At 62.5% G+C, this 14,070-nt stretch carries 10 protein-coding genes; 9 read left to right on the plus strand and 1 reads right to left on the minus strand.

The window, feature by feature from the left end:
- The first annotated feature begins 7 nt into the window (after positions 1-7).
- On the plus strand, positions 8-1,069 hold the full coding sequence (locus tag HU144_RS12215) for a TerC family protein (protein WP_235351548.1): 1,062 nt from the start codon (positions 8-10) through the stop codon (positions 1,067-1,069).
- A gap of 124 nt (positions 1,070-1,193) precedes the next feature.
- Here HU144_RS12215 and HU144_RS12220 read toward each other — a convergent pair whose 3' ends face one another.
- Positions 1,194-1,484, minus strand: a complete 291-nt coding sequence (locus HU144_RS12220; protein WP_235351549.1) for a YciI family protein — start codon at positions 1,482-1,484, stop codon at positions 1,194-1,196.
- Between the two features lie 66 nt (positions 1,485-1,550).
- Here HU144_RS12220 and HU144_RS12225 point away from each other — a divergent pair, with 66 nt between their 5' ends.
- The 8 genes from HU144_RS12225 (at position 1,551) to HU144_RS12260 (ending at position 14,056) form a co-directional block, all read left to right on the plus strand.
- Complete coding sequence (locus HU144_RS12225) at positions 1,551-4,076, plus strand: DEAD/DEAH box helicase (RefSeq protein ID WP_235351550.1); 2,526 nt, start codon at positions 1,551-1,553, stop codon at positions 4,074-4,076.
- 15 nt (positions 4,077-4,091) lie between these two features.
- On the plus strand, positions 4,092-6,962 hold the full coding sequence (gene uvrA / locus HU144_RS12230; RefSeq protein WP_235351551.1) for an excinuclease ABC subunit UvrA: 2,871 nt from the start codon (positions 4,092-4,094) through the stop codon (positions 6,960-6,962).
- Positions 6,955-8,814: an excinuclease ABC subunit UvrC gene (gene uvrC / locus HU144_RS12235; protein WP_235351552.1), complete on the plus strand. Its 1,860-nt coding sequence runs from the start codon at positions 6,955-6,957 to the stop codon at positions 8,812-8,814. The genes uvrA and uvrC overlap by 8 nt, the downstream gene beginning before the upstream one ends.
- Before the next feature lie 113 nt (positions 8,815-8,927).
- Entirely contained in the window at positions 8,928-9,824 is an 897-nt protein-coding gene (gene rapZ, locus HU144_RS12240; RefSeq protein WP_235351553.1) for an RNase adapter RapZ, read from the plus strand.
- Between the two features lies 1 nt (position 9,825).
- Complete coding sequence (locus HU144_RS12245) at positions 9,826-10,821, plus strand: gluconeogenesis factor YvcK family protein (protein WP_198396251.1); 996 nt, start codon at positions 9,826-9,828, stop codon at positions 10,819-10,821.
- A 26-nt stretch (positions 10,822-10,847) separates the two neighbouring features.
- The gene (gene whiA / locus HU144_RS12250; protein ID WP_009881375.1) at positions 10,848-11,831 is read left to right on the plus strand and encodes a DNA-binding protein WhiA; all 984 of its coding nucleotides are present in this window, start codon (positions 10,848-10,850) and stop codon (positions 11,829-11,831) included.
- A gap of 9 nt (positions 11,832-11,840) precedes the next feature.
- Entirely contained in the window at positions 11,841-12,842 is a 1,002-nt protein-coding gene (gene gap / locus HU144_RS12255; RefSeq protein ID WP_235351554.1) for a type I glyceraldehyde-3-phosphate dehydrogenase, read from the plus strand.
- Positions 12,839-14,056: a phosphoglycerate kinase gene (locus HU144_RS12260; protein WP_235351555.1), complete on the plus strand. Its 1,218-nt coding sequence runs from the start codon at positions 12,839-12,841 to the stop codon at positions 14,054-14,056. Before gap ends, HU144_RS12260 begins: the two co-directional genes overlap by 4 nt.
- Positions 14,057-14,070 lie beyond the last annotated feature (14 nt).

Here is a 14,070-nt window from a genome sequence, read left to right on the forward strand (position 1 = left end):
GGCATCCATGGATATCCTGTCCTCCACACTCGCAGCCGGCGGTCAAGCCGCGGCCGGCAGTGAGTCCGCCATCCCGCCGTGGTTCATGATCACCTCAGGCATCGTCGTCGTCGCGATCCTCATCTTCGACCTCCTCCTCGTCATCAAACGTCCTCACACACCGTCGATGAAGGAAGCGGGCATCTGGGTCGCGTTCTACGTCGGCCTCGCCATCGTATTCGCCGGTGCGCTCTTCGCCATCGGAGACTCAACCCACGGCAGTGAGTTCCTCACCGGCTGGCTGCTCGAATACTCGCTGAGCATCGACAACCTGTTCGTGTTCATCATCATCATGGGCAGCTTCTCGGTACCACGGAAGTACCAGCAGGAAGTCCTGATGGTGGGCATCATCATCGCCATCGTCTTCCGCGGCATCTTCATCCTGGCCGGTTCCGCGATCATCACGGCCTTCGTCGAGGTCTTCTTCATCTTCGGCATCTTCCTCCTCATCGTCGCCTACCGACAGGCATTCAGCAATGAAGATGAGGGCGACGGAGAGAACGGTCTCATCCGACTCCTGCGCAAACGGATCAACGTCGTCGACGAGTACCACGGCAACAGCCTGCGTGTGACGATCGAGGGCAAGAAGTACTGGACGCCCATGTTCATCGTCTTCATCGCGATCGGGTCCACGGACGTCATGTTCGCACTCGACTCGATTCCGGCGATCTTCGGCGTCACCCAGAATACGTTCCTCGTCTTCACAGCGAACGTCTTCGCGCTGATGGGTCTGCGCCAGCTCTACTTCCTGCTCGGAGGCCTCGTCGACAAGCTCGTCTACCTCCATTACGGAATCGCAGCAATCCTCGCCTTCATCGGTGTGAAGCTCTTCATCCATGCTCTGCACGAATCGAACTGGGAATTCCTGTCCTGGGGCCAATCAATCCCCGAGGTGCCGACGTGGCTGTCGCTGAGCTTCATCGTCTTCGCTATGGCTGTGGCAACGCTCGCTTCCTTGGCGAAGATGAAGAAGGACGGCATCCCTATTCGCAGCTCCAGCTCCGCGGAGTCAGACGACTCGCAGGACTGAGTGACCGTTCCGGTTGCCGCAGGCGCAACTGTGCGCGGGTGTCCTCCCGAATGGGGACACCCGCGCACGTGGGCCAAGTGGCCCGAGGCTCAAGCCTCGAAGACTTAAGCCTCTGAGATTAGACTCAGTCTTGGGAGAACGGACCGAAGACTGGGGTCCACTCCCGAACGATCGTCTCGTCGATGACACTGATCGAAGCATAGGGATCGTTCGCCAGAAGGGCATCGATTTCCCTGCGGTCGGCGGCCTGCATCAACAGCAGACCTCCGGGGACCGGATCACTGTCCAAGGGGCCCGAGGCCAAAATGGTTCCGGTTTCGTACAGATCGGCCTGCCACGCACGATGTGCAGGTCGTGACTCCATCCGGGCGTCGGTATCTGGTCCATAGACATAGCTGACAGCGAAAACCGGCATCTGAAACTCCTGAGGTTCGATCAATAGGATGGACATCAGTCTAAACGGAAAGGTCTGTGCATAGTTGTGGTGCGATTGCAGGAGATCCCAGCGGAATTCGCTGATGAAGACGCAGTGTATGAGGCATTCGGCCAGTACTGCGAAGAGCTGGGAATCGAACCGTATCCCGCCCAGGACGAAGCAATCCTCAATATTTTGGCCGGCGACAACACGATCGTGGCCACTCCCACAGGTTCGGGCAAGTCCCTCGTGGCACTGTTCGCCCTCTACCAATCATTCACCCGCGGGATCAGGGCCTACTACACGGCCCCGCTCAAGGCGCTGGTGAGCGAGAAGTTCTTCTCCCTCATCGACGCTTTCGGCGCGGAGAACGTCGGGATGATCACCGGCGATTCCACCGTCAACGGGGATGCGCCCGTGATCTGTGCGACAGCCGAGATCCTGGCGAACCAGGCTCTGCGCGAAGGCGGAATGGTCGACGCTGGCATGGTCGTGATGGACGAATTCCATTATGTCGCCGATCCCTCACGCGGATGGGCATGGCAGGTGCCCCTGCTCGAGATGCCACAGGCGCAGTTCGTTCTCATGTCGGCGACACTGGGCGACACGAGTGAAATCTGTCGCACCATGGAAGAGACCACCGGCCGCGACAGCTCAGTCGTCACCTCGGCGACCCGACCGGTTCCGCTGGAGTACGAGTACTCCACCGAGACGCTCTCCGACACATTGCGCTCCCTGGTGCGCAACGACAAAGCCCCCGTCTATGTCGTGTCCTACTCCCAGGCGGGCGCCATCGATCTGGCCACGGGCCTGCTGTCCGTCGATCTGGCGTCGAAGGAGCAGAAGGCCGCGGTCGCAGCAGCCATCAAGGGGTTCACCTTCGCGAAAGGATTCGGACAGAGCCTGCGCAAACTGCTCCTGCACGGCGTCGGTGTCCACCACGCCGGCATGCTGCCCAAATATCGCCGGCTGGTCGAACAGCTCGCACTCAAGGGGCTGCTGCTGGTCATCTCAGGTACCGACACGCTCGGCGTCGGCATCAACGTTCCCATCCGCTCCGTGCTGCTGACGGGCCTGACGAAATTCGACGGCCGGAAGATGCGCAAACTCAGCGTCCGCGAATTCCAGCAGCTGGCAGGGCGTGCGGGTCGCGCGGGGTTCGACACCCGCGGCTACGTCATCGCGCAGGCTCCCGAACATGTCATCGAGAACATGCGAGCAGAGGCCAAGGCAGCCAATGCCGACAAGAAAAAGAAGAAGGTCAAGAAGAAATCAGCCCCGGCCGGGTTCGTGGGCTGGTCGGAGGAGACCTACACCAAACTCATCGAATCCCAGGCCGAATCTCTGCGCTCACGGATGAAGATCGACCATTCGACGATCCTCAACCTCGTCGCCCGCCCGGGATCGGACGTGTCCACGATCAGCCGCTTCATCGACAAAACCCACGAAAGCCGGGAACGTCACCTCGACCTCAAACTCACAGCGTTGAGCATCGGTCGCTCTCTCATCTCTGCCGGCCTCATCGAAGCGAAGGGAGACGAACTGGTCCCGACCACCGATCTGGGGCCCCAGTTCGCCCTCAACCAGCCTCTGGCACCCTTCGTGCTCGCCGGACTCGAACTGCTCGACCCGGAGTCAGAGACCTATGCCCTCGATGTGGTCTCGCTCGTCGAATCCACCACGCCGGTGCCGTTTCCCGTCCTCAAAGGCCAACTCGATCGGCTCAAGAAGGACACCCTGGCCGAACTCAAGGCTGATGGCCTCGAATACCCCGAACGCATGGCCATCCTTGACGAGATCGAGGGCCCGAAGCCGCTGGCAGACGTCCTCGATCCCGCCTTCGAGCACTTCATCGAGGTGCACCCGTGGCTGCGAGCGGGGAACTTCGAACCGAAGTCGATCGTGCGCGACATGGTCGAACAGGCGATGGGCTTCACCCAGTTCGTCAGCTACTACAGTCTCACCAGGGTGGAGGGCAGCCTCCTGCGCTACCTCACCGATGTGTTCCGCGCGCTGACGCACAATGTGCCCGCCGACAACAGGACGGAGGAGCTCTCGACCATCATCGAATGGCTGGGGGAGACGATCGCCCGCACAGACTCGTCCCTGCTCGACGAATGGCGCACCCTGCAGGGGCTGTCCCCGACGGACTTCGCCGACGAAGAGCTGCCCGACCTCGATCGCAAGTTCTCAGACAACGAGCGAGTCTTCACTGCCGAGGTGCGCAACGCCCTGTTCCACCGGGTGCTCCTGGCCGAACGTGCCGACTACGCTGAACTGGGCCGTCTCGATGCCGACAGCGGCTTCGACGCCACCACCTGGGAAGACGCGATCGAAGACTTCTACGAGGAGTACGGCGACCTCCTCACCGACGGGAAGGCCAGAGGCAAGGAATATATCGCGATCGAACCTGGTTCACAGACGTGGACCGTCCGTCAGACCTTGGCCGATCCCGATGACAACAGGGACTGGGCCATCGACGCCGAGGTGGACGTGCCCGCCAGCGACGAAGCCGGAGACATCGTGCTCCGGATCCTCGCGGTCGGAGAGATCAGCGCCCGTCCCCATTCAAGCAATGTCAGTGCCGAGTAATACAGTGGACAGGTGATGAAAACTAACAGCGGTGAGCAGTCTGCAGGCGTGTCGCATCTCGACACTCTGTGGGTCAAGGGCGCACGCGCCCATAACCTCAAGAACGTGGAGGTCGCCCTGCCCCGCGACTCCATGATCGTCTTCACCGGTCTCTCGGGGTCGGGGAAGTCATCCTTGGCCTTCGATACGATCTTCGCCGAGGGGCAGCGCCGTTACGTCGAATCCCTGTCCTCATACGCCCGAATGTTCCTGGGCCAAATGGACAAGCCCGACGTCGATTTCATCGAGGGCCTGTCACCGGCGGTGTCGATCGACCAGAAGTCGACCTCCCGCAACCCCCGTTCCACGGTCGGCACCATCACCGAGGTGTATGACTTCCTGCGCCTGCTGTGGGCTCGAATCGGCGTACCGCACTGCCCCGTGTGCGGTGAGATCATCACGAAGCAGACTCCACAGCAGATCGTGGACCAGCTGCTCGAACTCGAGGAGCGGACGAAGTTCCTCGTGCTGGCTCCCATCGTCCGCTCCCGCAAGGGCGAGTTCGTCGACCTCTTCACCGAGCTGCAGGCCAAGGGCTTCTCTCGAGCCATCGTCGATGGTGAGCAGATCACCCTCAGCGAACCTCCCACTTTGGAGAAGCAGTACAAGCACACGATCTCCGTCGTCGTCGACCGCTTGGTGTCGAAGTCGGGTCTGCGCCCACGACTGACCGACTCCGTCGAGACGGCCCTCGGCCTGGCCGACGGGCGCATCGATGTCGAGATGGTCGACGAAGGCGTGACCCGAACCTTCTCGGAGCACATGTCGTGCCCGAACGAACACCCGCTGGCGATCGACGAGATCGAACCTCGCACGTTCTCATTCAACTCGCCCTTCGGTGCCTGCCCCACCTGTGACGGCATCGGCACTCGGCTCCAGGTCGATGAGACACTCGTCGTTCCCGATGAGGACCTCAGCCTCGGCGAGGGAGCGATCGCACCCTGGGCCGGTGGAAAACAGGTGACGAAGTACTTCAACCGCCTCCTCAAAGGTCTTGGCGACGAACTCGGCTTCGATATGAAGACCACGTGGAAGGATCTGCGCACGTCGGACAAGACAGCGATCCTGACCGGCAAGGACTACAAAGTCCACGTCAAATACAAGAACCGGTTCGGACGCGAACGCACCTACTCCACCGGATTCGAAGGCGTCTACCAGTACATCCAGCGCAAGCACGAGGAAACAGAGTCGGAATGGTCGCGGGAACGCTACGAGTCCTACATGCGCGAAATTCCCTGTGCGAGCTGCAACGGTGCCCGGCTCAAACCGGAGATCCTCGCCGTCAAGGTCGGCGGAAAGTCGATCGCCGAGGTCTCCGAGCTGGCTCTCGACGAATCCGCTGAATTCCTCTCACAGCTGGAACTGGACTCTCGCGATGCGGCAGTCGCGGCCCAGGTGATGAAGGAGATCAACGCACGTCTGGGCTTCCTCCTCGACGTCGGACTCGACTACCTCAGCCTCGACCGGCCCGCCGGCTCGCTGTCCGGCGGTGAGGCCCAGCGGATCCGCTTGGCCACACAGATCGGCTCCGGCCTCGTCGGAGTCCTCTATGTCCTCGACGAACCTTCGATCGGGCTCCACCAGCGCGACAACCGACGACTCATCGAGACTCTCAACAAGCTCAAGGAGCTCGGTAACACCCTCATCGTCGTCGAACACGACGAAGACACCATCTATTCGGCCGACTGGATCGTCGACATCGGTCCGGGTGCGGGCGAGCACGGGGGAGAGGTCATCTACTCGGGCCCCGTCGACGGTCTCAAAGCCGCAGATCGCTCCATCACCGGTGACTATCTCGCCGGACGCAGAGCCATCCAGGTTCCGACCACCCGCAGGCCGGTAGACAAAGACCGTGTCGTCACGGTTGAGAAGGCCGTCGAGAACAACCTCCGTGACGTCTCTGTCTCGTTCCCACTCGGTGTGCTCACCGCCGTCACCGGTGTCTCCGGTTCGGGCAAGTCGACCCTCGTCAATGAGATCCTCTACACCCAGATGGCCAATGTCCTCAACGGTGCCTCCCGGGTGCCTGGCCGGCACAAGAGAGTCACCGGACTGGACAACCTCGACAAGGTCGTCCATGTCGACCAATCACCGATCGGCCGTACTCCACGGTCGAACCCGGCGACCTACACCGGGGTCTTCGACCGCATCCGGCGACTGTTCGCAGAGACCGAATCGGCCAAGATCCGCGGCTACCAGCCGGGGCGGTTCTCCTTCAACGTCAAGGGAGGACGCTGCGAGAACTGCAGCGGCGACGGCACGATCAAGATCGAGATGAACTTCCTGCCCGACGTCTACGTCACCTGCGAGGTCTGCGGGGGAGCCCGCTACAATCGCGAAACGCTGGAAGTGACCTTCAAGGGCAAGTCCATCGCCGAGGTGCTCGAGATGCCGATCGAACAGGGTGCCGAGTTCTTCGCCGCGATCCCTGCCATCGCCCGGCACCTCAACACCCTTGTGGAGGTGGGGCTGGGCTATGTTCGACTCGGTCAGCCCGCGACCACGCTCTCCGGTGGTGAAGCCCAACGAGTCAAGCTCGCAGCTGAGCTCCAGAAGCGGTCCCGCGGTCGCACCGCCTACGTTCTCGACGAACCGACCACCGGACTGCACTTCGAGGACATCTCGAAGCTGCTGCATGTGCTGCAGGGGCTCGTCGAGAAGGGCAACACGGTCATCGTCATCGAACACAATCTCGATGTCATCGGCAACGCCGACCATGTCATCGACCTGGGTCCCGAGGGCGGACGAGGCGGTGGAAAGATCATCGCCCAGGGCACGCCGGAAGAGGTGGCGGTCAATAAGAAGAGTCATACCGGGCGATTCCTCAAGGCGATGCTCGATGGCTGATCCAGCGTCCTACCGCCCGGCCACGGGCAGCATTCCGACCTCGGCCGGGGTCTACAAATTCCGCGACCCCGACCGGCGGGTGATCTATGTCGGGAAGGCGAAGAACCTCCGCAATCGGTTGAACTCGTACTTCTCGAACCCCGCGCAGCTGCATCCCCGGACCTCGACGATGGTCCACACCGCTGCCTCAGTGGAATGGACCGTCGTCGACACTGAGGTCGAGGCGCTGCAGCTGGAGTGGACGTGGATCAACGAATTCAACCCGCGGTTCAACGTCATGTTCCGCGACGACAAGTCCTACCCGTACCTCGCGATCACGATGAACGACGAAGTGCCCCGGGCCTTCATCACCCGCGGCAAACGTCGTAAGGGCGTGAAGTACTTCGGACCTTTTGCCCAGGTGTGGGCGATCAAGGACACACTCGACCTCCTGCTGCGGGCCTTTCCGATGCGCACCTGCACCGCCGGAGTGTACAGACGAGCCGAACGCAGCGGCCGTCCCTGCCTGCTGGGATACATCGACAAATGCGCCGCCCCCTGTGTGGGACAGATCAGCGTTGAGGGCCACAAGGACCTGGCCCGCAACATCTCTGACTTCATGTCCGGCAACACGGGACGATTCATCAGCTACCGGCAGAAGGAGATGGCCTCGGCCGCCGAGGAACTCGACTACGAACGCGCGGCCCGCCTGCGGGATGAGATCACGGCGCTGCAGAAGGTGCTCGACAAGTCGGCAGTCGTGCTCTCCGTCAACGCAGACTGCGACGTGTTCGCTCTCGTCACCGAGGAGCTCGAAGCTTCGGTGCAGGTCTTCCACGTCCGTCAGGGACGCATCCGGGGTCAGCGCGGCTGGATCATCGAACGCTCTGACGACCACAGTCCGGCCGAACTCACCACCGACTACCTGCGTCAGGCCTACACGGGTCTCGATGCGGATGCCATTCCCCGCGAGATCCTCGTCGACACGGTCCCTGCCGATATCGACTCGCTCGAGAGCTGGCTGAGTGAACAGCGCGGATCCAGAGTCACCGTGCGGGTTCCGGAACGCGGAGAGAAGAAGGCTGTTCTCGAGACCGTGGCGAAGAACGCGAAGGAGGCTCTGCTTCAGCACAAGCTCAAGCGTTCCTCCGATCTGACCACCCGCAGCACGGCGCTCAAGGAGATCCAGGAGTACCTGTCGCTGCCCGAAGCGCCTCTGCGCATCGAATGCATCGACATCTCGCACACCCAGGGCTCCAACGTCGTGGCTTCACTCGTGGTGTTCGAAGACGGACTCGTGAAGAAGCGCGACTACCGTCACTTCGCCATTCATGGCGAGGCCGCAAGCGATGATACGGCGTCGATGTACGACGTCGTCTCACGTCGCTTCAGCCGTTATCTCGAGCAGATGAGCTCCGATGAACCCGATGAGCGGTTCGGGTACCGTCCCAGCCTGCTTGTCGTCGACGGGGCCAGCCCACAGGTCGCGGCGGCCACCAGGGCCCTGCACGATCTGGGCATCGTCGACATCTCGGTGGTCGGTCTGGCCAAGCGACTCGAAGAGGTCTGGGTACCGGACGATCCGTTCCCCGTCATCCTGCCCCGGAACTCAGAAGGACTGTTCCTCATGCAGCGCCTGCGCGATGAGGCTCACCGCTTCGCCATCAGCTACCACCGATCGAAGCGGGCCAAGGCGATGACCAGCTCCGTCCTCGATGACATCTCCGGACTGGGCGAGTCCAAGAGGACCGCGCTGCTGCGCCATTTCGGCTCCGTGAAGAAGGTGCGAGCGGCCAGCATCGAAGAACTGTGCGAGGTTCAGGGCATCGGCCGGGCTCTCGCGGAGAAGGTCGCAGCCGCCCTCGCGGACTGATGCCATGGTGGCCGTAGACCGATGGGTCGGCAGGCGCTGAGCCCACTGGCGGACAACTGCTCTAGAGTAGTCCTCGACAGCTGTCTTCAACCGCGCAGCCCCAAGGAGGACGTGTGAGTACGCAGGCCGAATCGAACGGCTCCGACCATCCCATCGAGGTCGTCCTTGTGACGGGAATGTCCGGAGCGGGTCGGACTACAGTGGCCAATGTGCTCGAAGACATGGATTGGTACGTCGTCGACAATCTGCCTCCGCAGATGATGCGTCCCCTTGTCGAACTCGTCGCCCGTGCCGATGGGGCCCTGCCCAAGATCGCCATCGTCACCGATTCGAAGGGGCGGGCGAAGTATGCGGAGCTCGAAGACACGATCAGTGACTTCATCGATCAGGGGCTGTCCCTGCGCATCCTCTACCTCGAAGCAGCCGACGAGGTTCTCGTCCGACGCTTCGAGTCCACTCGCCGCCCCCACCCGCTCCAAGGCGAAGGGACGCTGCTGGAGGGGATCGAGGGCGAACGTTCGGCCCTCGAATCGCTCAAACACCGGGCCGACATCATCATCGACACCTCAGAACTCAACGTCCATCAGCTCTCGACCCAGGTGCGCAAGCGCTTCAGCACCGATGACACCCCGCTGCTGCGGCTGACCGTGATGAGCTTCGGCTTCAAATACGGACTGCCCAAGGACGCCGACCACATCGCAGATGTCCGCTTCCTGCCCAACCCGTACTGGATTCCGCACCTGCGCGGACACAACGGACTCGACTCCGACGTCGCGGACTTCGTCCTGGGTCAGAACGGGGCAGAGGAGTTCATCGAACGCTACACCGCGACCCTTGACACGGTCTCACAGGGCTACCTCCACGAAGGTCGCGGCTACGCGATGATCGGCATCGGCTGCACCGGCGGGAAGCATCGCTCGGTGGCGATCAGCGAACGCGTCGCCAAGAGCCTCGCCGCGCAGACCGGCATTCCGGTCACCGTGCGCCACCGTGATCTGGGGAGAGAGTGAGATGGAGACTGAAGATCTCCCGCAGATCATCCCTGCCGTCAAAGACAAGGGACCCAAGATCGTCTCCTTCGGGGGAGGCCATGGCCTCTACTCTGCTCTGCGCGCCTTCCGTCTGCTCACCGAGTCTCTGACAGCAGTCGTCACGGTCGCCGATGACGGAGGGTCCTCCGGCAGGCTCCGCGACGAACTCGGTGGCCTGCCTCCCGGAGACCTGCGAATGGCTCTGGCCGCCCTCTGCGACGACGGCAACTGGGGGAAGACCTGGCGGGACGTGATCCAGCACCGTTTCGACTCCGACGGAGAGCTCAGCGGACATTCCGTGGGCAACCTGCTCATCTCGGCTCTTTGGCAGATCCATGGAGATCATGTCGCCGGCCTCGACTGGATGGCCAAGCTGCTGCGTGCCCACGGTCGGGTTCTGCCCATGTCCTCGGTCCCCCTGACGATCGAGGCCGATGTGAAGTTCCCGGGGTCCTTCCAAGTCGTGCGCGGTCAGTCCGTACTCGCCTCCACCCTGGGCCATGTCGAGACCGTCCGGCTCGATCCTCCGGTCCCACCGGCCCGACACGAGACGATCGAAGCCGTCGCCGAGGCGGATGTGCTCAATCTCGGTCCCGGTTCCTGGTACACCTCGGTGATGCCGCATCTTCTCGTCCCCTCCCTTGCGGAAGCGATCGGACGATCCGAAGCCGTGAAGTCCCTCACGTTGAACCTCAGCTCCAGCGACGGCGAAACAAGAGATCTCAGTCTCAGCGAACACCTCGTTTCACTGCACAGGCACGCCCCCTCGCTCGAGTTGAACTATGTGCTCGTCGACGAGGCCGCAACACTGGTGGAACCTGATCTCGAGCGGTGTGCACGTGAGATGTTCAACGCCAAATTGTGGGCCCGTCCGCTGCACTCACGGCGGGCAGGACAGCATGACACCCTCAAGCTCGCCGCGTGTTACCGTGACATGTTGGTGGACGCCGGGATCGGCGTGGACGAGCAGTGGTAGCAAATTCAGTCGCAGGAGGACGAACAATGGCACTGACCGCTCAGGTCAAGGACGAGTTGGCACGGGTGAAGATCACCCGCACTTCTGCTCGCAAAGCCGAAGTGTCGGCGATTTTCCGCTTCTCCTCCGCACTTCACCTTGTCAACGGTTCGATCGTGCTCGAAGCCGAACTCGACACCGCACAGGCAGCGAAGCGTCTGCGCAGTGAGATCAAGGACCTCTACGGCCAATACGCTGACATCGTCGTCATCAACGCCGCCGGAATCCGCCGCTCGAACCGCTATCTCCTCCGAGTCACCCGAGACGGGGGCGCTCTGGCCCGCCAGACCGGTCTCGTCGACAACCGCGGACGACCAGTGCGTGGACTGCCCTCTGCAATCGTCAACGGCTCCGTCGCCGATGCCGAAGCCGCCTGGCGTGGAGCGTTCCTCGCCCACGGATCCCTGACCGAGCCCGGTCGTTCCTCTGCCCTCGAAGTCACCTGCCCAGGACCAGAGGCGGCACTTGCCCTGGTCGGCGCGGCCCGAAGGCTGGGACTGAGTGCGAAGGCACGCGAGGTACGCGGCGTCGACCGCGTCGTCATCCGCGACGGTGACGACATTGCGGCGCTGCTCACCCGCATGGGCTCCCACAGTGCCGTCCTCGTGTGGGAGGAGCGTCGAATGCGGCGCGAGGTCCGTGCCACAGCAAACCGTCTGGCCAACTTCGACGATGCGAACCTGCGCCGCTCCGCCAGAGCGGCAGTGGCCGCCGGCGCCCGAGTCGAGCGCGCCCTTGAGATCCTCGGCGACGAGGTCCCCGAACACCTGCGCTACGCCGGTCAGCTGCGTGTGACGCACAAACAGGCATCGCTGGAGGAATTGGGCCAGCTGGCTGATCCGCCGATGACCAAGGACGCCGTCGCCGGTCGCATTCGCCGGTTGCTGTCAACGGCCGACAAACATGCCGAAGATCTGGGAATTCCCGGCACAGAGGCCAGTCTCACCCCGGAAATGCTCGAAGATCGCTAAGATCGAGGCATGAGACGAATAGCCATCAACGGCTTCGGCCGTATCGGTCGTGCCCTGTACCGCCTATCCCTCGAACCCTCCTCCGACTTCGAAGTCGTCGCCATCAACGATCTCACCGACACCGAGACCCTGGCTCATCTGCTGGCCTATGACTCCGTGTGGCCACGCTTCGACCACACAGTCGAATCCGGAGAGGACTCTCTGACCGTCGGTGGAAAGACCATCTCAGTACTCAGCCAATCCGACCCGTCCGAGATCGACTGGTCGGCACACGATGTAGAGCTCGTCGTCGAATCCACAGGCATTTTCACCCGACGCGATCAGGCCGAGGTCCACCTCGGCGGGACCGTGAAGACAGTCGTGCTCTCGGCGCCGGGCAAGGACGTCGACGGAACGTTTGTCATGGGCGTCAACGAAACCGACTTCGACCCGTCCCAACACACCGTCGTCTCCAACGCCTCCTGCACGACGAACTGTATGGCCACCATCGTCAAGGCCGTCGATGACGCTATCGGCGTCGAATCCGGCCTGCTCAACACGGTCCACGCCTACACCGGCGATCAGATGCTCGTCGACGGTCCGCATCGCGACCTGCGTCGCGCCCGTGCCGCGGCCGTCAACATCGTCCCGACGACAACCGGGGCTGCACGCACCGTCGGCAAGGTGATGCCGCACCTGGCAGGCAAGCTCGACGGACTCGCGATTCGCGTCCCCGTCCCCGCCGGATCGATCATCGACTTCACCTTCACCCCGAAGAAGGGTGCCACGACCGAGGAAGTCAACGAGATCCTGGCGAAGGCAGCAGAGTCCTCGCCGTACCTCGAATACTCCACGGCACCTCTGGTGTCCACCGATATCGTCGGCACCACCGCCTCGGCGATCGTGGATTCCCAGCTCACAATGACGCTTGGCAACCAGATCAAAGTCGTGGCCTGGTACGACAACGAATGGGGCTACACCAACCGCCTCAAGGACATGGTCAGCTACATCCTCGGTGAAAGGAACAAATGAGGACATACGACGACCCGCAGATCTTCTCCCACCGCACGGTCCTCGTTCGCAGCGACCTGAACGTGCCGATGGACGAGGGCACGATCACCGACCGTGGGCGCATCCTGGCCTCGGCCGGCACGATCAAGTCCCTCGCCGAGGCGGGGGCCCGGGTGATCGTCATGTCCCACCTGGGGCGGCCCAAGGGCGCTCCCGATCCGCAGTTCTCGCTGCATCCGCTGGCTCCAGAACTCGCCGAGGCGATCGGTCGCGACGTTGTATTCGCTGCCGATACCGTCGGTGACGAAGCGACGACCAAAGCGGCGGCACTGGGTGACGGTGAAGTCCTCCTGCTCGAAAATCTGCGCTTCAACTCCGGAGAGACGTCCAAGGACGATGGTGAGCGGAAGGCCTTCGCCGAGCAGCTGGCCGCACTGGCGGATGACTTCGTCTCCGACGGCTTCGGAGTCGTCCACCGCAAACAGGCATCGGTCTATGACATCGCAGCCCTGCTGCCGCACTACGCCGGATCCCTCGTGCGGGCCGAGGTCGAAGTCAGTGATCGACTGCTGAACTCGCCACAAGCACCATTCACGGTCGTCCTCGGCGGATCGAAGGTCTCAGACAAGCTCGGCGTCATCGACAATCTCATCGATCGTGCTGACAACCTGCTCATCGGCGGCGGAATGGTCTTCACCTTCCTCGCCGCGCTCGGCCACGATATCGGATCGAGTCTCGTGGAGAAGGATCGGATCGACGACGTCAAGGGCTACCTCAAACGTGCAGAAGGCGGGGGCGCGAACATCGTCCTGCCCACGGACATCGTGATGGCCGCGTCCTTCGCCGCCGACGCCGAGAACTGGGTGCGCCCCGTCGCGGAGCTCGAGTCGACACAGGCAGGTGCGCAGGGTCTGGGCCTCGACATCGGTCCCGAATCGGCCAAAGCCTATGCTGAGGTGATCTCAGACTCGACCACCGTCTTCTGGAACGGCCCCATGGGGGTCTTCGAATTCCCCGCCTTCGCCGCCGGAACCAAGGCAGTGGCAGCGGCACTGACCAACAAGCCAGGCACCGACTCGTCTCGGCTGACTGTCGTCGGCGGAGGCGACTCTGCTGCTGCCGTGCGCACACTCGGCTTCGGCGATGACGAGTTCGGGCACATCTCCACAGGAGGCGGTGCCAGCCTCGAATACCTCGAAGGCAAGACACTGCCCGGACTCGAAGCACTCGCGTGAGAAAGAAGACGACA

Origin of the sequence: Brevibacterium sp. UCMA 11752, from assembly GCF_021532235.1 — a bacterium.
In the GTDB taxonomy this organism is placed as follows: domain Bacteria; phylum Actinomycetota; class Actinomycetes; order Actinomycetales; family Brevibacteriaceae; genus Brevibacterium; species Brevibacterium antiquum.